This is a genomic window from Altererythrobacter sp. TH136 (genome assembly GCF_007065885.1).
GTDB lineage: Bacteria > Pseudomonadota > Alphaproteobacteria > Sphingomonadales > Sphingomonadaceae > Tsuneonella.
Window position 1 is genome coordinate 1,779,461 of sequence record NZ_CP041409.1, and the last position, 18,192, is coordinate 1,797,652.

Annotated in this window: 23 protein-coding genes; 13 read left to right on the forward strand and 10 right to left on the reverse strand. The window is 65.2% G+C overall.

The features are described from left to right. Positions 1 to 21 precede the first annotated feature (21 nt). Genes mnmG through C0V74_RS08540 form a run of 3 tightly spaced genes read right to left on the reverse strand, consistent with a single transcriptional unit; the run spans position 22 to position 3,491 of the window. The gene (gene mnmG, locus C0V74_RS08530) at positions 22 to 1,860 is read right to left on the reverse strand and encodes a tRNA uridine-5-carboxymethylaminomethyl(34) synthesis enzyme MnmG (protein WP_143251432.1); all 1,839 of its coding nucleotides are present in this window, start codon (positions 1,858 to 1,860) and stop codon (positions 22 to 24) included. Between the two features lie 57 nt (positions 1,861 to 1,917). After that, positions 1,918 to 3,180: a tRNA uridine-5-carboxymethylaminomethyl(34) synthesis GTPase MnmE gene (mnmE, locus tag C0V74_RS08535; protein WP_143251433.1), complete on the reverse strand. Its 1,263-nt coding sequence runs from the start codon at positions 3,178 to 3,180 to the stop codon at positions 1,918 to 1,920. Between the two features lie 41 nt (positions 3,181 to 3,221). Beyond that, positions 3,222 to 3,491, reverse strand: a complete 270-nt coding sequence (locus tag C0V74_RS08540) for a DUF6489 family protein (protein WP_131620788.1) — start codon at positions 3,489 to 3,491, stop codon at positions 3,222 to 3,224. 99 nt (positions 3,492 to 3,590) lie between these two features. Here C0V74_RS08540 and C0V74_RS08545 point away from each other — a divergent pair, with 99 nt between their 5' ends. The 3 genes from C0V74_RS08545 to C0V74_RS08555 are packed head-to-tail and all read left to right on the forward strand — an operon-like array spanning position 3,591 to position 6,313. After that, complete coding sequence (locus C0V74_RS08545) at positions 3,591 to 4,292, forward strand: dienelactone hydrolase family protein (protein ID WP_143251434.1); 702 nt, start codon at positions 3,591 to 3,593, stop codon at positions 4,290 to 4,292. After that, the gene (locus C0V74_RS08550) at positions 4,289 to 5,899 is read left to right on the forward strand and encodes an FMN-binding glutamate synthase family protein (RefSeq protein ID WP_143251435.1); all 1,611 of its coding nucleotides are present in this window, start codon (positions 4,289 to 4,291) and stop codon (positions 5,897 to 5,899) included. The genes C0V74_RS08545 and C0V74_RS08550 overlap by 4 nt, the downstream gene beginning before the upstream one ends. 12 nt (positions 5,900 to 5,911) lie before the next feature. Next, positions 5,912 to 6,313, forward strand: a complete 402-nt coding sequence (locus tag C0V74_RS08555) for a nuclear transport factor 2 family protein (RefSeq protein ID WP_143251436.1) — start codon at positions 5,912 to 5,914, stop codon at positions 6,311 to 6,313. Positions 6,314 to 6,366: 53 nt separating this feature from the next. Here C0V74_RS08555 and C0V74_RS08560 read toward each other — a convergent pair whose 3' ends face one another. The 4 genes from C0V74_RS08560 to hemE all read right to left on the reverse strand — a co-directional run bounded on the left by C0V74_RS08560 (position 6,367) and on the right by hemE (position 9,805). After that, the gene (locus C0V74_RS08560) at positions 6,367 to 6,756 is read right to left on the reverse strand and encodes a BLUF domain-containing protein (protein WP_143251437.1); all 390 of its coding nucleotides are present in this window, start codon (positions 6,754 to 6,756) and stop codon (positions 6,367 to 6,369) included. A gap of 99 nt (positions 6,757 to 6,855) precedes the next feature. Next, positions 6,856 to 8,121, reverse strand: coding sequence for a transcription termination factor Rho (gene rho, locus C0V74_RS08565; RefSeq protein ID WP_131620798.1), 1,266 nt, complete (start codon positions 8,119 to 8,121; stop codon positions 6,856 to 6,858). Positions 8,122 to 8,303: 182 nt separating this feature from the next. Beyond that, positions 8,304 to 8,747, reverse strand: a complete 444-nt coding sequence (locus C0V74_RS08570; protein ID WP_143251438.1) for a CopD family protein — start codon at positions 8,745 to 8,747, stop codon at positions 8,304 to 8,306. A gap of 32 nt (positions 8,748 to 8,779) precedes the next feature. Next, positions 8,780 to 9,805 (reverse strand): uroporphyrinogen decarboxylase, encoded by a 1,026-nt coding sequence (gene hemE, locus C0V74_RS08575; RefSeq protein WP_143251439.1) that lies wholly within the window; start codon positions 9,803 to 9,805, stop codon positions 8,780 to 8,782. A 326-nt stretch (positions 9,806 to 10,131) separates the two neighbouring features. On the opposite strand from hemE, the gene C0V74_RS08580 reads away from it, so the two are divergent. The 10 genes from C0V74_RS08580 (at position 10,132) to C0V74_RS08625 (ending at position 16,555) form a co-directional block, all read left to right on the forward strand. Then, entirely contained in the window at positions 10,132 to 10,977 is an 846-nt protein-coding gene (locus C0V74_RS08580) for a pyruvate, water dikinase regulatory protein (RefSeq protein WP_131620804.1), read from the forward strand. Positions 10,978 to 11,015: 38 nt separating this feature from the next. Then, entirely contained in the window at positions 11,016 to 11,561 is a 546-nt protein-coding gene (locus tag C0V74_RS08585; protein ID WP_246844812.1) for a Maf family protein, read from the forward strand. Continuing rightward, positions 11,558 to 12,409: a shikimate dehydrogenase gene (locus tag C0V74_RS08590; protein ID WP_143251441.1), complete on the forward strand. Its 852-nt coding sequence runs from the start codon at positions 11,558 to 11,560 to the stop codon at positions 12,407 to 12,409. The genes C0V74_RS08585 and C0V74_RS08590 overlap by 4 nt, the downstream gene beginning before the upstream one ends. Continuing rightward, positions 12,406 to 13,020, forward strand: coding sequence for a dephospho-CoA kinase (gene coaE, locus C0V74_RS08595; RefSeq protein WP_143251442.1), 615 nt, complete (start codon positions 12,406 to 12,408; stop codon positions 13,018 to 13,020). The genes C0V74_RS08590 and coaE overlap by 4 nt, the downstream gene beginning before the upstream one ends. Positions 13,021 to 13,041: 21 nt before the next feature. Next, positions 13,042 to 13,728: a DNA polymerase III subunit epsilon gene (gene dnaQ / locus C0V74_RS08600; protein WP_131620812.1), complete on the forward strand. Its 687-nt coding sequence runs from the start codon at positions 13,042 to 13,044 to the stop codon at positions 13,726 to 13,728. Positions 13,729 to 13,774: 46 nt separating this feature from the next. Then, complete coding sequence (gene raiA / locus C0V74_RS08605; RefSeq protein ID WP_131620814.1) at positions 13,775 to 14,359, forward strand: ribosome-associated translation inhibitor RaiA; 585 nt, start codon at positions 13,775 to 13,777, stop codon at positions 14,357 to 14,359. Positions 14,360 to 14,439: 80 nt separating this feature from the next. Beyond that, a complete protein-coding gene (locus C0V74_RS08610) occupies positions 14,440 to 14,901 on the forward strand; it encodes a PTS sugar transporter subunit IIA (RefSeq protein ID WP_143251443.1) in 462 nt (153 codons plus the stop codon). Next, a complete protein-coding gene (locus tag C0V74_RS08615; protein WP_143251444.1) occupies positions 14,861 to 15,355 on the forward strand; it encodes a PaaI family thioesterase in 495 nt (164 codons plus the stop codon). Before C0V74_RS08610 ends, C0V74_RS08615 begins: the two co-directional genes overlap by 41 nt. Before the next feature lie 3 nt (positions 15,356 to 15,358). After that, positions 15,359 to 15,691, forward strand: a complete 333-nt coding sequence (locus C0V74_RS08620) for a DUF1491 family protein (protein ID WP_143251445.1) — start codon at positions 15,359 to 15,361, stop codon at positions 15,689 to 15,691. Positions 15,692 to 15,895: 204 nt separating this feature from the next. Continuing rightward, positions 15,896 to 16,555: a cell wall hydrolase gene (locus tag C0V74_RS08625; protein WP_143251446.1), complete on the forward strand. Its 660-nt coding sequence runs from the start codon at positions 15,896 to 15,898 to the stop codon at positions 16,553 to 16,555. Between the two features lie 16 nt (positions 16,556 to 16,571). Here C0V74_RS08625 and xth read toward each other — a convergent pair whose 3' ends face one another. From xth to C0V74_RS08640, 3 genes are read right to left on the reverse strand one after another with little or no spacing between them, the layout of a single operon-like run. After that, the gene (gene xth / locus C0V74_RS08630) at positions 16,572 to 17,351 is read right to left on the reverse strand and encodes an exodeoxyribonuclease III (protein ID WP_143251447.1); all 780 of its coding nucleotides are present in this window, start codon (positions 17,349 to 17,351) and stop codon (positions 16,572 to 16,574) included. 10 nt (positions 17,352 to 17,361) lie between these two features. Next, positions 17,362 to 17,691: an iron-sulfur cluster insertion protein ErpA gene (gene erpA, locus C0V74_RS08635; protein ID WP_131620824.1), complete on the reverse strand. Its 330-nt coding sequence runs from the start codon at positions 17,689 to 17,691 to the stop codon at positions 17,362 to 17,364. Between the two features lie 31 nt (positions 17,692 to 17,722). After that, positions 17,723 to 18,178, reverse strand: coding sequence for a CBS domain-containing protein (locus C0V74_RS08640; RefSeq protein WP_143251448.1), 456 nt, complete (start codon positions 18,176 to 18,178; stop codon positions 17,723 to 17,725). Between the last annotated feature and the right edge of the window lie 14 nt (positions 18,179 to 18,192).

The following is an 18,192-nucleotide window of genomic DNA, read 5'->3' on the forward strand; positions in this document are numbered from 1 at the left end:
GCGCGGCGTCCTCGCCAGAAATCACGCTAGAGCCTGTGCGCGGCGTGTGTGAACCAACAGTGCTGCCAAGGCAGCAGGTGTGATTCCAGGCACACGGCCGGCGGCAGCCAATGTGCCAGGTTGCGCCGCGTGTAGCCGTTCAATCATCTCGTTGGATAGGCCCGGAACATCGCGAAACCGAAAGCCGTCCGGGATAGCCAATGTTTCACTTGCGCGGAGATCGCGCAGCTCCGCTTCCTGACGTGCCAGATACGGCGCGTAAGCTGCGTCCTCAGTCAATTCGAGACCCACGTCGTCGCTTATAAATCCCTCTGGCAAATGCGTGACCAGAGAATCCTGCGCAACCCCATCGTAGGTGAGCCATTCACGCAGCGTACGGGGCGGCGCGTCGGGGCGAGCGCCTGCCACCTCTCGCGACGTTAGCCGCCGATCGAGCGCGGTATCCCAAACGATGCGCTGGGCGTCCCGCCGGTCAAACCACTCCTGTCGTTGTTCGCCAACAAGGCCCGCGGCGATCCCGACCGGCGTTAGCCGCGTACTCGCGTTGCTCGCGCGCAGGCGCAGGCGATACTCCGCGCGGGCTGTAAGCATCCGGTATGGTTCGCTCACGCCCTGCAGGGTCAGATCGTCGACCATCACGGCAATGTAGGAGTTGGCCCGGTCCAGCGCTGGCGCCTCCCGCCCCAGGACAGCTGCGGCCGCGTGAGCGCCTGCGACCAGACCTTGCGCCGCGGCTTCCTCGTAACCGGTGGTCCCGTTGATCTGCCCCGCACAATACAACCCGCGAAGCGCGCGCATCTGCAGACCGCTATCGAGACTGCGCGGATCGACGTGGTCGTATTCCACAGCGTAGCCCGAAACCGCCATCTCGACCGATTCCAAACCCGGCATCGTCTGCAACATTGCAAGCTGAACATCGGCGGGCAGCGAGGTGCTGATGCCGTTGGGATAGACCATCGCGGTGCGAAGACCCTCGGGTTCAAGGAACACCTGATGCCCGTCGCGGTCGCCAAACCGATGGACCTTGTCCTCGATAGACGGGCAATAGCGCGGCCCCTGCGCACCGATGGCGCCGCTAAACAGAGGTGACCGGGCAAGGTTCGACCGGATCACGTCGTGGGTTGCGTTATTGGTTCGGGTAATGGCGCAGGCCAGCTGCGGATTGCGGCGGCCCACCGTCAATGGCGACATGGTCCACTCGTCGGCGTCCGAAGGCTGCACCTCCAGCCGAGCCCAATCTATCGTCCGCCCGTCCAGTCGCGGCGGTGTTCCGGTCTTCAGCCGCGCCATCGGCAAAGCCGCATCCCGCAATTGCTCCGCCAAGCGCCTGGCGGATTGCTCCCCAATGCGGCCACCTGCAAGTCGCTCCTCGCCGCGAAACAGCGTTCCGCCAAGGAATGTGCCAGTGCACAGGATCACCGCCTGCGCAGATAGTGTGGTGCCGTCGGCCAGCATGAGCCCAGTCACGCGACCATTACTGATCTCAAGCGCCTGCGCTTCACCAGCGATCTGCGTGATCGCACTCTGTTCGCGCAACGCGGCCTGGACCGCAGCCTTGAACAATTGCCGGTCCGCCTGGACCCGTGGACCCCAGACGGCGCTCCCTTTGGAACGGTTGAGCATCCGATAGTGAATCGCCGCCGCATCAGCCGCCCGTGCGATGATGCCGTCGAGCGCATCCACCTCCCGCACGAGGTGCCCCTTGCCCAGTCCGCCAATCGCCGGGTTGCAGCTCATCGCGCCGATGGTGTCGAGATCAAAGGTCACCAGACCGACCCGTGCACCCATCCGGGCCGCAGCCGCTGCAGCTTCCACCCCGGCGTGACCGCCGCCCACCACCAGAACGTCGAAATCTTTCATGCGCTGCCAATATGGCAACGAACGCACAGGGTCAAAGCGGCTGTTCCACGTGGAACATCACTTGCCGATGCAAAAGCGTCCGAACAGCGCATCGAGCATATGCTCGGTGGAGGCGCGCCCGGTGATCCGGTCGAACGCCGTCCGCGCCAGTCTGAGCCGTTCCGCGATGATTAGCGGATCGGAATCGTTGATCGTCAGGGCGGAGAGAGCGTCTTCTAACAGAGCATGCTGCCGGCGCGTGAGCGCGATCGCACCACCGGCGGGGAGCAGCTCCCGCGCGTGACTAACCAACGCGCATTTAAGCTCGCGCATCCCGTCACCTGTCACCGCCGATACCCCAGCACGAGCACTGGACTTGTGAACGCCCAAATCGGCCTTGGCGTCGATCTCCCACGCGTCGGGCGGCCCATCCCCTTCCGGCCCCAGCCACAAGATCACGTCAGCCCGCAGCAGCGCGTTTCTGGCCCGATCGATGCCCTGTAGCTCGATCGGGTCCGACGATGCTTCCCGCAATCCGGCGGTGTCGACGAATGTGAATGGTACGCCGTCGATCGCCACGGGCCGCTCAAGCAAATCGCGGGTGGTCCCCGGCGTCGGGGCGGTGATCGCCGCCTCGTCTTCAATCAAGGCGTTGAAAAGGGTGGATTTCCCGGCGTTTGGCGGACCCGCCAGGACAACCCTGAAGCCTTCGCGGAGGGGCTCGACCAGCGGGCGCGCCAACCATTCCTGCAACTCCGCGGCAAAGGCGGAGACGCTCTCCTGGAATGAAGGGGGGAGCTCCGAAACGTCTTCCTCGTCTCCGAAATCCAGCACAGCCTCGACCTGTGCCGACAAGCCCAGGAGCCGATCACGCCAACGGTCGACCTGGCGTGAGAGGGCACCTCCGGCCAAGGCCAGCGCCGCGCGTCGCTGCAACTCGGTTTCGGCGGCGAGCAGGTCCGCCAGTCCCTCCGCCTGCGCAAGGTCGATCCGCCCGTTGATGAAGGCCCGCCGGGTGAACTCCCCCGCCTCCGCCTTGCGGACCCGGGGAAACGATTGCAGCGCTACCTCAACCGATGCCACCACCGCCCGCCCGCCATGGAGGTGCAGTTCGGCTACATCCTCGCCGGTCGCGGTCCCCGGCCCCGGTAGCCATAGTACCAGAGCCCGGTCGAGTTCCTCCGCTGCCTGATCGCGCAACACGGCCGCCATGGCCCGGCGCGGCTGCGGCAGCCGCCCGGCCAACGCGGTAAGGACTACGCCCGCTTCGGGGCCGCTCACCCGCACGACCGCGATGCCGGCCGGCGGCGCGCCGCTCGACAGGGCGAAAATGGTCTCCATGGGACGAGGTTGAACCTCTTGTGCGCTGGTTCGCCCGGCGGTTACGCGTCCGGATTGCCTTTCGGCGTGGTGCCGGATCCCTTGCCCGCCGCCGCGGCGCCTTCGATGAAGTTCTGGAACAGCTTCATGCCGATCTGCCCCATCGGTGCCATCTGTCCCGCGACCTCCTGCAGCTTGTCGATGCTGCCGACGCCCTTCATCGCCTTGGCCATAAGGTCGACGTACACTTCGTTCGCCTTGCCGACATCGGGCAAGCCCATGAAGCTGCGCGCCTCTTCCGGGGTGCAATCGATCTCGATGTGGACCTTCATCGCCGGCTCCTGCGTTCTGGGGACGAACACCTGTCACACAGGTTTGGCAAAGTCCACCGCCGCAGGTTAAGCGCACCTGGGCTGCAAGGGAGATGAAAAATGGGCGAATTGCGACGGATCGGGACTCTTGAGGGCGACCAGACCTTTCCAGTCTACCGCGCCGAACCCGCTGCCGGGGCAACCGCTGCGATCATCGTCATTCCCGAAATCTTCGGGATCAATCCCGGAATCCGCGCGAAGTGCGATGCATGGGCAAAGCTGGGTTATCTGGCAGTCGCGCCCGACATCTTCTGGCGCTTTGCAGAAGGGGAAGAGCTTGATCCCGATGTGCCAGACCAGTTCGACAAGGCACTGAAAAATATGGGCCAGTTCGACCTCGACTCCTGTATGCGGGATATCGAGGCGCTGATCCACCATCTCAAGCGAGAGGGTAACTGCTCGAAGGTGGGCCTGGTCGGTTTCTGCCTCGGTGGATTCGTCGCCTACACCGCCGCCGCCCGCACCGACATCGATGCATCTGTCGGCTATTACGGCGTGTCGATCGACCAGCATCTGGGCGAGGCGCAGGCGATCGCCAACCCCCTGATGCTGCACATTGCAGGCGCGGATCACTTCGTCACGGCTGACGCGCAAACGGCGATCCATCAGGCATTGGATGGCCATCCCCGGGTGACTCTGCACGACTACCCCGGCCTAGATCACGGGTTTGCCGCAGAGATAGGCCAGCGCCGCGACGAACAGGGCGCCCAGCTCGCCGACCGCCGCACTGAGGCGTTCTTCGCGGAGCATCTGGCCGCATGATCAACCGCGCCCGGTGGCGCTGGTCGGCCCACACGGCGACCCGCTATGGCCTGCCGCTGGGGGTGCTGGTGCTCAGTGTCGCGTTCGCCCTGTGGTGGCGGTGGGGCCTGTTCGTCAGCCTGCCGCTCCTGGCGGTCGCGGCATGGGACTTCCTCCAGCGCGAACATACCCTGCGGCGCAACTACCCGCTGCTGGCGCGGTTCAGATGGATCATGGAGGATTTGCGGCCCTTCGCGCAGGCCTATGTCGTCGAAGGCGACCTGGAGGGGCGCCCGTTCAACCACGATGAACGCTCGCTGGTCTATGCGCGGGCCAAGGGTGAGCTCGACTCGCATCCGTTCGGCACCGAACTCGACGTATATTCCGATGAATACGAGTGGCTCGCGCACTCGATGGTCCCGAACGAACAAGCCCCTCTGGAATGGCGAGTCGACGTCGGTAGCTCGCAATGCACCAGGCCCTATTCCGCCGCATTGCTCAATATCTCGGCCATGAGTTTCGGCTCGCTGTCAGCCAAGGCCATTCTGGCGCTCAACAAGGGGGCCGCAGCCGGCGGTTTCTATCATGACACCGGCGAAGGCGGCTTGTCGCGCTACCACCGTGAGCACGGCGGTCACCTGGTGTGGGAAATCGGCAGCGGCTATTTCGGCTGCCGCGACGGGTGGGGCAAGTTCGATCCCGCCAAGTTTGCCGATACCGCGCAGATCGATCAGGTGAAGATGGTCGAGATCAAGCTGAGCCAGGGTGCCAAGCCCGGGCACGGCGGGGTTCTGCCGGGATCCAAGGTGAGCGCGGAGATCGCCGCGGCGCGCGGGGTGCCGCAGGGCAAGGATTGCGTCTCCCCGGCCGCGCATTCGACCTTCTCGACGCCGGTCGAACTGCTCGAATGGGCGGCACAGCTGCGCGAACTGTCGGGCGGCAAGCCGGTCGGCCTCAAGCTGTGCGTCGGGCAGCCCCACGAGGTGTTCGCGCTGGTGAAGGCGATGCTCGAGACGGGCATCCGGGTGGATTACATCGTCGTCGATGGGGCGGAGGGCGGCACCGGCGCCTCTCCGGTCGAATTCTCCAATCGCGTGGGCAGCCCGTTGCGCGAAGGATTGGTCCTGATGCGGAACGCCCTGGTAGGGGCCGATCTGAAGCACGAGATCAAGCTCGCCGCCGCGGGCAAGGTCCACTCAGGCGCCGGTATGGCGATGAATTTCGGCCTTGGTGCGGACTGGTGCAACGCGGCCCGCGCCTTCATGTTCGCGCTGGGCTGCGTGCAATCGATGCGCTGTCATGAGGACACCTGCCCTACCGGGATCACCACGCAGGATGCCACGCGGCAATACGGACTGGTGGTGCCGGAAAAGGCCGAGCGGGTCGCCCGGTTCCAACGGCAAACGCTGCACGGCTTGCGCGAGATGGTGGTCGCCATGGGGCTCGACAATCCGTGGCAGATCACCTCGTGCCATATCAACGAGCGGCTCGACAGCGCCCGCGCCGCGCCGGTCGACGAGATTTATGGGTTCCTCGAGGAAGGAGCATTGCTCGACGATCCGGACGCCACGCAGTATGCCCGCTACTGGCGGATGGCCCAGGCGAACAGTTTCGCGCGGGCAAACTGAGGGGAAGATGCGATGAGCGCGGAAATGGGTCTGAAGAATTGGCACCGCGTCCTCGACGGCGGCAGCGATCCCGCCGCGCTCGCCGAAATCATCCGCGAAGATGCGGTGTTTCACTCCCCGGTGGTGCACACCCCGCAAACGGGCCGCGCCAAAGTGGTCGGGTATCTCGCCGCCGCGGGGGTGGTGCTCAATACCGAGGCGTTCCGGTACGTGCGCGAATTCAGCGACGGCAATCAGGCGCTGCTCGAATTCGTGACCGAGCTCGATGGCATCCAGATCAACGGCATCGACCTGATTACCTTCGACGATGCGGGACTGATCGCCGACTTCAAGGTGATGGTCCGCCCGCTGAAGGCGATCAACAAGGTGTGGGAAATGATGGGTGCCCAGCTGGCGGCGACCGCCGGAAGCTAACCGAAGATTATCTGCGCCTGTCCGGCCCCCCGCGGCTGGCCACAGCCCGATAGCTAATTCAATGCGGCGAAGTTCTCCACCAGCTGGCGCGAACCGGGCGACATCATTCCGGGCAACTCGGCCGCGATGGCGGCGCGACGGCCGGCCAGATCGGAACCAAGCCGCATGCGGTGCATCGACCAGCCCGCGCAGCTGCGCTCAGTGATCGGCTCATCGATCAGCCGGAGAATTCCCGAATGTCGCGGGTCCCGCGCCAACTTCGCCATCAGGCTCATCAGCACGGCCTGCTCGCCTTCGATCAGCTGCAGGAAGTTGCGGCCGTTGTAGATCAAAAAGCCGGTGATCTGCCGTTCGAAATTGCCCTGCTCGGCGGCAGCGACAATGCGATCGACTTCCGCAGCGGGCAGCCCCGTCGCGGTGCTGATATAAACTATGCGGCGCATGCGACCCTCGCCTGATTGGACCCTGTATCGAGCAAGCTGCGGACGTTCAGCGAAACGGTGCCGGACGCCGCCCGGCCCCGCCCGCTCGCAGTATTCCGCTTACTGGTTCATCGTCGCGAAGAAGTCTTCGTTGGTTTTGGAATCCTTCATCTTGTCGAGCAGGAACTCCATCGCGTCGATGGTGCCCATCTGCATGAGGATGCGGCGCAGGACCCACATCTTCGACAGCTTGTCCTTCTCGACCAGCAGCTCTTCCTTGCGAGTGCCGCTCTTGCCCACGTCGAGCGCCGGGAAGATGCGCTTGTCGGCAACCTTGCGGTCGAGGACGATTTCCGAGTTGCCGGTGCCCTTGAACTCTTCGAAGATGACCTCGTCCATTCGGCTGCCGGTGTCGATCAGCGCGGTGGCGATGATGGACAGCGACCCGCCCTCCTCGATGTTGCGCGCCGCGCCGAAGAACCGCTTGGGCCGCTGCAGGGCGTTCGCATCGACACCGCCGGTCAGCACCTTGCCCGAACTGGGCACGACGGTGTTGTAGGCGCGGCCGAGGCGGGTGATCGAATCGAGCAGGATCACCACGTCCTTCTTGTGCTCGACCAAACGCTTGGCCTTTTCGATCACCATTTCGGCGACTTGCACGTGGCGGGTGGCGGGTTCGTCGAAGGTCGATGAGATGACCTCACCCTTCACCGAACGCTGCATGTCGGTGACTTCCTCGGGCCGCTCGTCAACCAAGAGGACGATGAGGAATACTTCCGGGTGATTGTCGGTGATCGCCTTGGCGATGTTCTGCAGCAGCACGGTCTTGCCCGTGCGCGGCGGCGCGACGATCAGGGCGCGCTGGCCCTTGCCCTGGGGGCTGATGATATCGATCACCCGCGCCGATTTATCCTTCACCGTCGGGTCCACGGCATCGAGGATCAGCTTCGATTCCGGATACAGCGGCGTCAGGTTGTCGAAGTTGGTCCGGTGGCGGACCTGGTCGGGATCCTCGAAATTCACGCTCTTGAGGCTGGTCAGCGCGAAATAGCGCTCGCCGTCCTTGGGCGCGCGGATTTCGCCTTCGACGGTGTCGCCGGTGCGCAGGCCCCAGCGGCGGACCTGGTTGGGCGATACGTAGATGTCGTCCGGGCCGGCCAGATAGTTCGCTTCAGGACTACGCAGGAAGCCGAATCCGTCCTGCAGCACCTCGATGGTGCCGACGCCCATGATCGGCTCGACGTATTCCTCGTCTTCCGCCAGCTCGCGTAGGATGCAGAACATGAGGTCTTGCCGGCGCATGGTGCTGGCGCCTTCGACGCCAAGATCCTCGGCCATCTCGACGAGCTCGGCCGGGGCTTTTTTCTTCAATTCTTTGAGATGCATAACTGTAGTATCCGATACTTGGAAGCGGCCGGCCGGTCGTATGGGCTTGGGGAAAGCAGACCGGGCCTAGGCGTTGCGCGCCAGGCCGGAAAGCGCCGGGTGATGCGGGTGAAATAAGCGCCGCGCCGCACGCCGTCAATCGAGCGCCACTTCAGCTCGTCCTGCTTTTCAGGTCGGCAGGCTCAGAACGGGCGGACGATCACCAGGATGACGATCAGTGCCGCGGCCACTCCGGGCACCTCGTTGAGCAGTCGCAGCTGCTTGCCGGTGAGCGGGCGATGCCCCTGCGCCAGTTTCCTGGAATAGCCGGCCATATAGCCGTGATACCCGGACAACAGCAGCACGAACAGCAGCTTCGCGTGCAGCCAGCCCTCGCCCCACAGGTTCTGCGTGGTGGCCAGCAGGATGCCGAGCACCCACACCACGACGATCGATGGCAACAGGATGATCTTGAGCAGCTTGCGCTCACGATCGGCCCACACCGCCGCCTCGGCCGAGCCGGGTTCAGCCTCCTGGTGATAGACCAGATAGCGCGGGAGCATGAACAGGCCGGCCATCCAGAAGATGACAAAGATCACGTGGCCGGCTTTCAGCCAGAGATACGTCACCGCGAGCGCGCTTTGCATGGGAGGCTTCTAGGAAATTGCCGAGGCATCTGTCACCCCTGCCACTGACGCACCGTGTCGCGCAAGCGCTCGACATGTTCGATCGGGGTGTGCTGGCCGATGCCGTGGCCGAGATTGAACACATGCGGGCGATCGGCGAACGCGCGCAAGATGGCGTGAGTGCGCTCCTCCAGCGCCGCCCCGCCGGCCAGCAGCAGCAGCGGATCGAGGTTGCCCTGCACCGGCATGCCCGCGGGCAGTTCGCGCGCGGCCCATGCGGGATCGATCGTCTCGTCGACCCCCACGGCATCGACGCCGGTCTCGCGTGCGTAAGCGGCGAGCTTGGCCCCGGCTCCCTTGGGAAAGCCGATCACCGGCACCCCGGGGCAGTGTACATGGACCGCCGCGGTGATGCGGGCGTTGGGCGCGATCACCCAGCGCTCGAACTGCTCTGGCGCGAGACTTCCGGCCCAGGAATCGAACAGCTGGACCGCCTCGGCTCCTGCTTCGATCTGGCCGACCAGATATTCGACCGTCACCGCCTCGATGGCGGCGATGATCGCGGCGAAGCCGGCCGGGTCGCGGTAAGCCATCGCCCGCGCCGCGTGATGGTCCTTCGACCCTTCGCCCGCGACCATGTAGGTGGCGACGGTCCACGGACTTCCCGCAAAGCCCAGCAGAGTGGTCTCAGGGCCCAGGGCGGCGCGCACCCGTTCCACCGTCCGGTAGATCGGCTGAAGGCGCTCAGGCACGCTCTGGAGGGCCTCCAGCGCGCTATCAACCAGCGGCGGGGACAGTCGTGGTCCCTCCCCTGCGCCGAACGTCAGGTCCTGCCCCATGGCGTACGGCACGATCAGAATGTCGGAAAACAGGATCGCGCCGTCGAAGCCGAACCGGCGGATCGGCTGCAGAGTCACTTCGGCCGCCGCCTCGCTGTCGTACACCAGCGCGAGGAAGCCGCCCTTCTCCGCTCGCAAGGCGCGATATTCGGGCAGATAGCGGCCTGCCTGGCGCATCAGCCACAGCGGCACCCGCCCGCCCCGATGGCCATTCAGAGTGTCGAGTAACGAGCCCGGCATGCGTCTCTAATCCAATTCAATAAGATTCTATAGAAAGATGAAGGAGTCTGTTGGCCCTGTGGAAAGCGGGGATTGCGGCGCCCTGCCCGATTTCTCCCGCTCTGAACAGGTTTCCAGCGCCATCGAATCATGGGATTCCCGCGTCAACGGTTCGTTGTCCCCGCTATCACCAGCCTGTCGAGAAGCTTGTCGCCATGTCCACAAGCGGCCCGGTTCCCGGCTGGCAGTGGGCATGGAATCGCGCAGATCGCTTGTCCGCGGTTTCCTCCCGTGGTTTATGCCGCACCTTCTCCACAGGCCGCCGACCGGAGCGACGACGTCCCGCCATGCCGCGCATCCACCTCCATCTGCTGTCGGATTCCACCGGCGAAACGCTGGAGATGATCGCGAAGGCGGCACTCGCGCAGTTCGACGAAGCCGATGTCCAGCGCCACTTTTGGCCGATGGTCCGCAGCCGGCAGCACATCGACCGGATCGTGCCCGATATCGCCGCGCATCCGGGGCTGGTGCTGTTCACCCTAGTGAACCCCGAAACGCGCACCCGGCTGGAAGAACATTGCCGCACGATTGGCCTGCCCGCAGTGCCGGTGCTCGATGCGGTCACCGAAGCGCTGGAGAGCCACCTGGGGCAGGAGGCGCACGGTCGTCCGGGCCGACAGCACTCGATGGACGCGGCGTATTTCGCGCGGGTCGATGCGATTCAATACACTATCGCGCACGACGACGGGATCGCCTGGGAGGAATGGGAAGAGGCCGACATCCTGCTCGCCGGCGTGTCACGCAGTTCCAAGACGCCCACCAGCATCTACCTGGCGAACCGCGGTTACAAGGTCGCCAACATCCCGCTGGTGGTGGAGAGCCCGCCGCCGTCGGCCTTGTTCACCCTGCGCCACCCCCTGATCGTCGGACTGACGACCGCGCCGGACCGGCTGATCCAGATCCGCCGCAATCGCCTGCTGACGATCGCCGAAGGGCGCGAGAGCGACTACGTCGATGCGGAACGGGTCGCCGCCGAGGTCAAGTTCGCCCGCCGGCTGTTCGCCGACAACGGCTGGCCGGTGATCGACGTCACCCGCCGCTCGATCGAGGAAACCGCCGCTGCGGTGATCCGCCTGCTGACCGAACGCGACGCGCGCGACGTGCCGGGGATGGGCCGGCCGGGCCTGCCGTGACCCTGGTTCTTGCGTCCCAGAGCGCCTCGCGGCGGGAGATGCTGGCGGCAGCCGGACTGGCGTTCGAAGTCGCCGCCGCCGCGATCGACGAACGCGCAGTCGAAGCCGGCCTCGCCGGCGCCGCGCCACAGGAGATTGCGCTGGCGCTCGCCGAGGCCAAGGCGCTGGCGGTGTCGCGGGACCGGCCCGGCGATCTCGTGCTGGGAAGCGATTCGCTGGTGGTGTGCGGCGGGCGCAGGTTCGACAAACCCGCCAGCCGCGAAGATGCCGCGCGCCATTTGGAATGGTTTTCCGGACGGACGATCGAACTCCATAGCGCAGCCGCGCTGACGCGGACGGGGGCGGTCGTCTGGCGCGGCGCCGAGGTCGCCCGCCTGACGGTTAGGCCGCTGTCCGGTTCGTTCATCGAATCATACCTCGATGCCGAGTGGCCCGCCGTCGCCGCGTGCGTGGGCGTCTTCCGTATCGAAGCGCGCGGCGTGCAGTTGTTCAGCGCTATCGACGGCGATCATTTCACGGTCCTTGGCATGCCCTTGCTGTTGGTTCTCGATGCCTTGCGCGAGTCGGGGGAGCTGCCCGCATGACCGCGTATGCCGAAGTGATCGGCGATCCGATCGCCCAATCCAAGTCGCCGGCGATCCACGGTTTCTGGCTCGGCAAGCTGGGCCTTGCCGCAAGTTATCGACCGCATCACGTCCCCGCAGACGCGCTCGCGTCCTATCTGGCCGTGGCGCGCGGGGACCCTGCGTGGTGCGGGTGTAACGTCACGATGCCGCATAAGCAGGCCGTCGTCCCGCTGGTGGACCGGCTCGATCCGCTGGCCGCCCGCATCGGCGCGGTGAACACCGTCGTGCGTGAGGGCGACGCGCTGGTAGGCAGCAACACCGATGCGGGCGGGTTCCTGGAGCCGCTCCGGCAACACCTCGGATCGACGCACTATTTTCGGATGGCGCGGGTGCTCGGCACCGGCGGGGCGGCGCGGGCGATCGTGGCGGCGCTGACGGCGGAAAAGTTCATCATCGTGCTTGCCGGGCGCGATCCGCACAAGGCGCGCGGCATCCTGGATGAACTGGATCCGGGCGGTGAGCATCACGCGGTCGATCTCGCCCATTTCGCCGACCCGACCGAATTCGCCTTCGACGACCGTGAGGGCTGCCTCGACCTTGTCGTGAACGCGAGCCCGCTCGGGATGCGCGGCCAGCCGCCGCTGGTGTTCGACTGGAGCCATGCACCGCCCGGGGCGATCGCGTATGATATCGTGACCGATCCGGTGGCCACGCCCTTCCTGTCCGGCGCGCGCGCGGCGGGACATCGCACAATTGACGGACTGGCCATGCTGATCGGTCAGGCGTCGCTGGCATTCGAGCGCTTTTTCGGCTGCCCCCCTCCGCGCGAGCATGACGCCGAATTGCGCGCGCTGCTGGTGCCATGAGCCGCCCGTTCATCGTTGGCCTGACCGGCTCAATTGGGATGGGCAAATCGACCGTCGCCGCGATGTTCGAAGCGGCCGGCGTGCCGGTGTTCGATGCCGATGCCACGGTGCGGCGGCTGCAGGGCGCGGGCGGCGCGCTGGTGCCGGCGATCGAGCAGGCATTTCCCGGCTCGACCGGACCGGAGGGCGTGCTGCGCGAACAACTGGGCGCGCAGGTCTTTGCCGACCGCGACGCGCTCGCTCGGCTAGAGGCCATCGTCCACCCCGCCGTGGCGGCCGAGCGTCACGCGTTCATGATCGAGCACGCGGGCCAGCCGCTGGTGGTGTTCGATATTCCGCTGCTGTTCGAAAAAGGCGGCTGGGAGAGCGTGGACGCGGTGGCGGTGGTATCTGCTCCGGCGGAAATCCAGCGCCAGCGCGTGCTCGCCCGTCCCGGCATGACGCCGGAGAAGTTCGCGCACATCCTGTCGCTCCAGGTGCCGGACGCCGACAAGCGCGCCCGGGCCGATTATGTCATCGACACCGGCACCTCGATTTACCAGACGGAGGCCGAGATCGTTCGGCTGATCGCCCGGCTGACCGAACGCTCCCCTCTTGTCAGGCCGACCTGAGCGGCCGATAGAAACGGTCTCATGCGCGAAATCGTGTTCGATACTGAAACCACCGGCCTCGATCCCCGGACGGGCGACCGAATGGTCGAGATCGGCTGTATCGAACTGGTGAACCGCGTGCCGACCGGGGCGCACTTTCACGCCTATTTCAATCCCGACCGCGACATGCCCGCGGGGGCGGAAGCAGTGCACGGGCTGTCAGCGGCGTTCCTGGCGGACAAGCCGCGTTTCCCTGACCGCTGTCACGACCTGCTCGAATTCATCGCGGACGCACCGCTTGTCGCGCACAACGCGGGGTTCGACTTCGCCTTCCTCAACCACGAGCTTGAGCTGTGCGGGCTGGAGATCGTCTGCCTGTCGCGGATGATCGACACCGTTGCGCTCGCCAAGCGCCGGCACCCGGGCGCCAAGCTGTCGCTCGATGCCCTGTGCACCCGCTACGGCATCGATCGCAGTCACCGGGTCAAGCACGGCGCCCTGCTCGATGCGGAGTTGTTGGCGCAGGTTTATGTGGAGCTGACCGGGGGCCGCCAGATCGGGCTGGAGCTGGCCGGCGACCGCGCCGGCGCCTCGGTGATCGAGATGCCGGGTATCGTCGTGCGCGAACGGCCATTCCGCGCCCCGCGTCCGCATCACCCCTCGGCTGACGAATTGGCACGGCATGCCGCATTCATCGGTCGGATCGAGGGAGCGATCTGGGCCGCGTAACGTTTCTGTCCTGAAGGCTGCACATTTAACAGGAGTTAGACCGTCGATGGATATTCGCGTCTCGGGCCACCAGATTGAAACCGGCGCTGCCCTGCAGGAGCATGTGGAGGAGCGCCTCTCCACTGCCGTCGAGAAGTATTTCAGCCGCGCGATTTCCAGTCAGGTCACCTTCGGCAAGGCGCCTGCAGGTGCGTTCAGCTGCGATATCGTCACCCATGTGATGCACGGGCTGATACTGAAGTCGCACGGCGCGGCGCACGACGCGCACCAGGCGTTCGACCAAGCGGCCGAGAAGATCGAGAAACAGCTCCGCCGCTACAAGCGCCGGTTGCAGGACCGTCATCAGCAGACGGCCTTCACCGCCGAGCAGGAAGAGGCCGCTTATACCATCATCGCGGCGCCCGATGCCGAGGCTGACGAGGTCGACATCGCCGACACGCCGATGATCATTGCCGAAACCACTGCCGACATCCCTGAAGCGAGCGTCGCTGACGCGGTGATGATGCTGGATCTGCGCGACACCAACGCGATGCTGTTCAAGAACGCTGGCACCGGTCGGCACAATATGGTCTATCGCCGCCGCGATGGCTCGGTCGGTTGGGTCGAACCGCGCGCTGAACCCGCCACCTGAGGCGCCATCCTGGCTGAGGTCGGCCGGGGGCGTCGCCATCTTTCCTGCAACGCGCGCCAGCTTGCGAAACCAAAATGACGATGAACGTGCTCTTCAAGCTGCTGCCGGAAGCCGTCTGGGTCGATGATCGAAGCGACAAGCCAGCAATCCTGGCAGCGATAGCAGAGCGGTTCGCGTCGGTTTACCTGTTGGACCGTCAAAAGGTGTTGGACGCGCTCAATGAACGCGAGGCCCTGGGCAGCACCGGTTTCGGGCGCGGCGTGGCCCTGCCCCACGCGCGTATCGACGGCCTGACGCGCCCGGTGGCAGCCCTGCTTAAGCTGTCGGCCCCGGTCGATTTCGCGGCCGCGGACCGGTTGCCGGTGGATCTCGTGATCGGTTTGCTGTCACCCGTGAACGCGGGCGCGACGCACTTGCATGCGCTGGCGGCGTTGTCGCGCATGGTCCGGGACGAAGTGATGCACAGGGCCCTCACCAGCGCAACCGACACCGAGACGCTCTATGCGCTGCTCACGAATGCGGCTGACCGTGACGCCGCCTGACGAGCCCGCCGGGGCGGCATCCCATTATCGCGCGCTGGAAAGACTGTATGAGGCGGCTCCGGTCAACACGCTGTTCCCCTCGCGGCTCGAGATACCGGGCGAAGGGCGGGCGCGGCTGATTTTTCAGGTCGAACGCGCCGTGTTTCACGCCGCGGGCGCAGCGCACGGAACGGTGTATTTCAAGATGCTGGACGACGCTGCGTTCTATGCCGCGAATACACTGGTCACCGACCGGTTCCTGCTGACCACCTCCTTCAATCTGCACTTCACCAAGCCGGTCCGAGAGGGCGAGGTCATCGCGGAAGGAAGGTGGGTGAGCGGCCGCAAGCGGGTGCTGGTGGCCGAATCGCGGCTGGTGGACGCCGATGGGGACGAGATCGGCCGAGGTACCGGAACGTTCATGCGCTCTCGCATCGCGCTGTCGGGGCTGCCCGGCTACGCCGACCGCCGCTGATCGGTGGATTCGCGTCTGCCTTCGCATCTGGAAGTGAGCGCGATCCGCCGGCTGGCCGAATCGCAGGGCGGGTTCGCGACGGTGTTGGCAAAGGGCGATCGAGACGCCGGAACCATCGCTTTGGTAATCATGTGTCGCGGTAAGGAAGCCAGGCTTATTGAACGCATGCCCCAGCTCGACGGGAACCGTCCTTTCGTTACATCTCTCGTGCAAACTACTGAAAACGAGGATCTTTTTTCCGAGGCAATTCGGAAAAAGCTAGAACGTGACCCGGATATTTGGTTAATTGAGGTGGACGTCCCGGATATCTCACGGTTCGCCGCAGCTTTGCCGTGAAAATTTGACTTCGCAGGTGCAGCAATTATCTGGGCGACACCTTCACGGACGCAGGCGGCTTGAACGACACGGGGTCGGACAGTCAGCGCGTAGACGGGGGACGGCCGGCAGGCGTTAGAATACTCGGTTTCGCATGGTGGATATGTCCGCCAGCGCGAACCTCGCCTGCGACAGTGCCCGTCCACCGCCTAAACCGACGGATCAATGCAATTTCATCGCGCAACTCTCGCGGCGCTTGCCGCGACTGCTTTTCTTACGTTCTTCGCCGCCGAGGGTTCCGGCGCCAATGCTGAAATCAGCAAGACCCAGGTCGCTCAGACGATCGCCCTGACTGACGAAACGGTGCCCGAAGCGACCACGCCCGATACTCCGGTAGCGTTCGTTTCGCAGGAAGTGGTTCAGCCGACCACGCAAACTGCCAGCGAACGACCGTTCGAGGCCAGCGCCGGTTCGTTGACCGAACTCGTTTCGGCCATGCCCGCATCCGGCACGCTCTCTCGCGAGATGGAATGTCTTGCCGGAGCCATCTATTTCGAATCGCGCGGCGAGCCCCTCGCGGGTCAGTTGGCCGTCGGCCAGGTGATCATCAACCGCAGCGAATCGGGTGTCTTCCCGTCAGATTACTGCGGCGTCGTCTACCAGCGGGCGCAGTTCTCGTTCATTCGCGGCGGCACCATGCCGCGGATCGACCGTGGTTCGGCCGCCTGGAAACGGGCCAGCGCCATTGCCCGCATCGCTCACGAAGGATTGTGGGATAGCCAGGCGGGCGACTCGCTTTATTTCCACGCCCGCTATGTGAAGCCGAGCTGGAGCCGCACCAAGATCGCCCGGGCGACGATCGACAGTCACATCTTCTATCGGTGAACCAGCTACCGGTCGTTCAGGCCGGGTCGGCCAGCTCCACCCACACCGGCACGTGGTCGCTGGCCTTTTCCCGCCCGCGGTACTCCTTGTCCACGCCGGCGGCGGTCATTCGGTCGGCGGCCTCGGGGCTGAGGAGCAGGTGGTCGATCCGGAAGCCGTGGTCGCGCTGCCAGGCTCCCGCCTGATAGTCCCAGAACGTCCACACGCCCCCGCGCGGGTTGAGGGTGCCGAGCGCGTCAGTCCAGCCCTGGGCAAGAAGCCGGGCATAGGCATCGCGCGATTCCGGCTGCATCAACGCATCGCGGGCCATGGCGGTCGGGGACCACACGTCCTTGTCCTCCGGGATGACGTTGTAATCGCCCAGCACGACCACCGGCAATTCCAGCGCCCATAGCTCCCGCATGCGGGCGTCGAGGCGTTCCATCCACGCCAGCTTGTAATCGAACTTGGGTCCGGGGACCGGGTTGCCGTTGGGCAGGTACAGGCAGGCGATGCGCACGCCGCTGACGTCTGCCTCGATGTAGCGGGCGTGCTCGTCGAGCGGGTCGCCGGGCAGGGTGCGCTGGACTTCCGTAGGCTTCAGCCCGTCGGCCAAGATCGCGACCCCGTTGAAGCCCTTCTGACCGTGCCAGATGGCGTGGTAACCGATCTTCTCGAACTCTTCGTACGGGAAGCCTTCGTCCTGGCTCTTGATCTCCTGCAGGCAGGCGACCGCCGGGCGGCGTTCCTCCAGCCATTCGAGGAGACGCGGCAGGCGCGCCTTGATGCCGTTGATGTTGAAGGACGCAATCCGCATCCGCGAAGCTTTAGATGCCGAAGCTCGATCCGCAACCGCAACCCGCGGCCGCTTGCGGATTCTCGACCTTGAACGCGGCTCCGCCAAGCGATTCGACGAAGTCCACGGTGCTGCCCGCAATCAGGTCCAGGCTGACGGGATCCACCAGCAGCTTCACCCCATCGGTTTCGCTGACCGAATCGTCGCTCTCGGCCGCTTCGGCCAGATCGAACTTGTACTGGAAGCCCGAGCATCCGCCGCCCTCGACCGCCAGCCTCAGGATCGCGGGCTTGCCCTGCTTGTCGGCGATCGCCGCGACGCGCCGGGCGGCGTTGGTGGTCAGGATCAGCGGTTCGGACATGAGCGGTATATGGGATCGATCCGGCCGCCGCTCAAGCGGTCTGGATGTAAACCCGCATCGCCTCCGCCTCGCCGGCGATTTCATCGATCTGCGCCTTCACCAGATCGCCGATCGACACGAAGCCGCACATTCCGCCGTTCTGGACGACCGGCAAATGCCGGACGCGCCGCCGGGTCATCATTTCCAGCGCGTCATCGATGCGGGTCGCGGGTTCGATGGTGATCGCCGGCGCGGTCATCACTTCGCCGACCGGCTTGTCCAGGCTCGCCTCGCCCTCGCGCTCCAGGCAGTAGATGACGTCGCGTTCGGAAAACACGCCGACCACCTGTCCGTGTTGCATGACCGGCAGGGCGCCGATGCGGCGGGTGGCGAGGATCGACAGCGCATCGCGCATGGTCATGGCGACATCGCAGGTGACGATCTCGGCGCCAGGCCCTGCGCCAGATGCTGCGCTTTGACGGCGCGATAGCAAGTGGGCGACGTCCATGGGGACTCTCCCTT

Excerpts from the sequence above, each read along its gene's own strand:
- C0V74_RS08550 (WP_143251435.1), top strand. The coding sequence starts at position 4,289 with ATGATCAACCGCGCCCGGTGGCGCTGGTCGGCCCACACGGCGACCCGC.
- C0V74_RS08640 (WP_143251448.1), bottom strand. The coding sequence starts at position 18,178 with ATGGACGTCGCCCACTTGCTATCGCGCCGTCAAAGCGCAGCATCTGGC.
- mnmE (WP_143251433.1), bottom strand. The coding sequence starts at position 3,180 with ATGGAGACCATTTTCGCCCTGTCGAGCGGCGCGCCGCCGGCCGGCATC.
- C0V74_RS08585 (WP_246844812.1), top strand. The coding sequence starts at position 11,016 with ATGCTGGCGGCAGCCGGACTGGCGTTCGAAGTCGCCGCCGCCGCGATC.
- mnmG (WP_143251432.1), bottom strand. The coding sequence starts at position 1,860 with ATGAAAGATTTCGACGTTCTGGTGGTGGGCGGCGGTCACGCCGGGGTG.
- C0V74_RS08590 (WP_143251441.1), top strand. The coding sequence starts at position 11,558 with ATGACCGCGTATGCCGAAGTGATCGGCGATCCGATCGCCCAATCCAAG.
- rho (WP_131620798.1), bottom strand. The coding sequence starts at position 8,121 with ATGCATCTCAAAGAATTGAAGAAAAAAGCCCCGGCCGAGCTCGTCGAG.
- xth (WP_143251447.1), bottom strand. The coding sequence starts at position 17,351 with ATGCGGATTGCGTCCTTCAACATCAACGGCATCAAGGCGCGCCTGCCG.
- C0V74_RS08615 (WP_143251444.1), top strand. The coding sequence starts at position 14,861 with ATGCGCTGCTCACGAATGCGGCTGACCGTGACGCCGCCTGACGAGCCC.
- erpA (WP_131620824.1), bottom strand. The coding sequence starts at position 17,691 with ATGTCCGAACCGCTGATCCTGACCACCAACGCCGCCCGGCGCGTCGCG.
- dnaQ (WP_131620812.1), top strand. The coding sequence starts at position 13,042 with ATGCGCGAAATCGTGTTCGATACTGAAACCACCGGCCTCGATCCCCGG.
- C0V74_RS08625 (WP_143251446.1), top strand. The coding sequence starts at position 15,896 with ATGCAATTTCATCGCGCAACTCTCGCGGCGCTTGCCGCGACTGCTTTT.
- hemE (WP_143251439.1), bottom strand. The coding sequence starts at position 9,805 with ATGCCGGGCTCGTTACTCGACACTCTGAATGGCCATCGGGGCGGGCGG.
- C0V74_RS08610 (WP_143251443.1), top strand. The coding sequence starts at position 14,440 with ATGAACGTGCTCTTCAAGCTGCTGCCGGAAGCCGTCTGGGTCGATGAT.
- C0V74_RS08570 (WP_143251438.1), bottom strand. The coding sequence starts at position 8,747 with ATGCAAAGCGCGCTCGCGGTGACGTATCTCTGGCTGAAAGCCGGCCAC.
- raiA (WP_131620814.1), top strand. The coding sequence starts at position 13,775 with ATGGATATTCGCGTCTCGGGCCACCAGATTGAAACCGGCGCTGCCCTG.
- C0V74_RS08555 (WP_143251436.1), top strand. The coding sequence starts at position 5,912 with ATGAGCGCGGAAATGGGTCTGAAGAATTGGCACCGCGTCCTCGACGGC.
- coaE (WP_143251442.1), top strand. The coding sequence starts at position 12,406 with ATGAGCCGCCCGTTCATCGTTGGCCTGACCGGCTCAATTGGGATGGGC.
- C0V74_RS08560 (WP_143251437.1), bottom strand. The coding sequence starts at position 6,756 with ATGCGCCGCATAGTTTATATCAGCACCGCGACGGGGCTGCCCGCTGCG.
- C0V74_RS08580 (WP_131620804.1), top strand. The coding sequence starts at position 10,132 with ATGCCGCGCATCCACCTCCATCTGCTGTCGGATTCCACCGGCGAAACG.
- C0V74_RS08540 (WP_131620788.1), bottom strand. The coding sequence starts at position 3,491 with ATGAAGGTCCACATCGAGATCGATTGCACCCCGGAAGAGGCGCGCAGC.
- C0V74_RS08545 (WP_143251434.1), top strand. The coding sequence starts at position 3,591 with ATGGGCGAATTGCGACGGATCGGGACTCTTGAGGGCGACCAGACCTTT.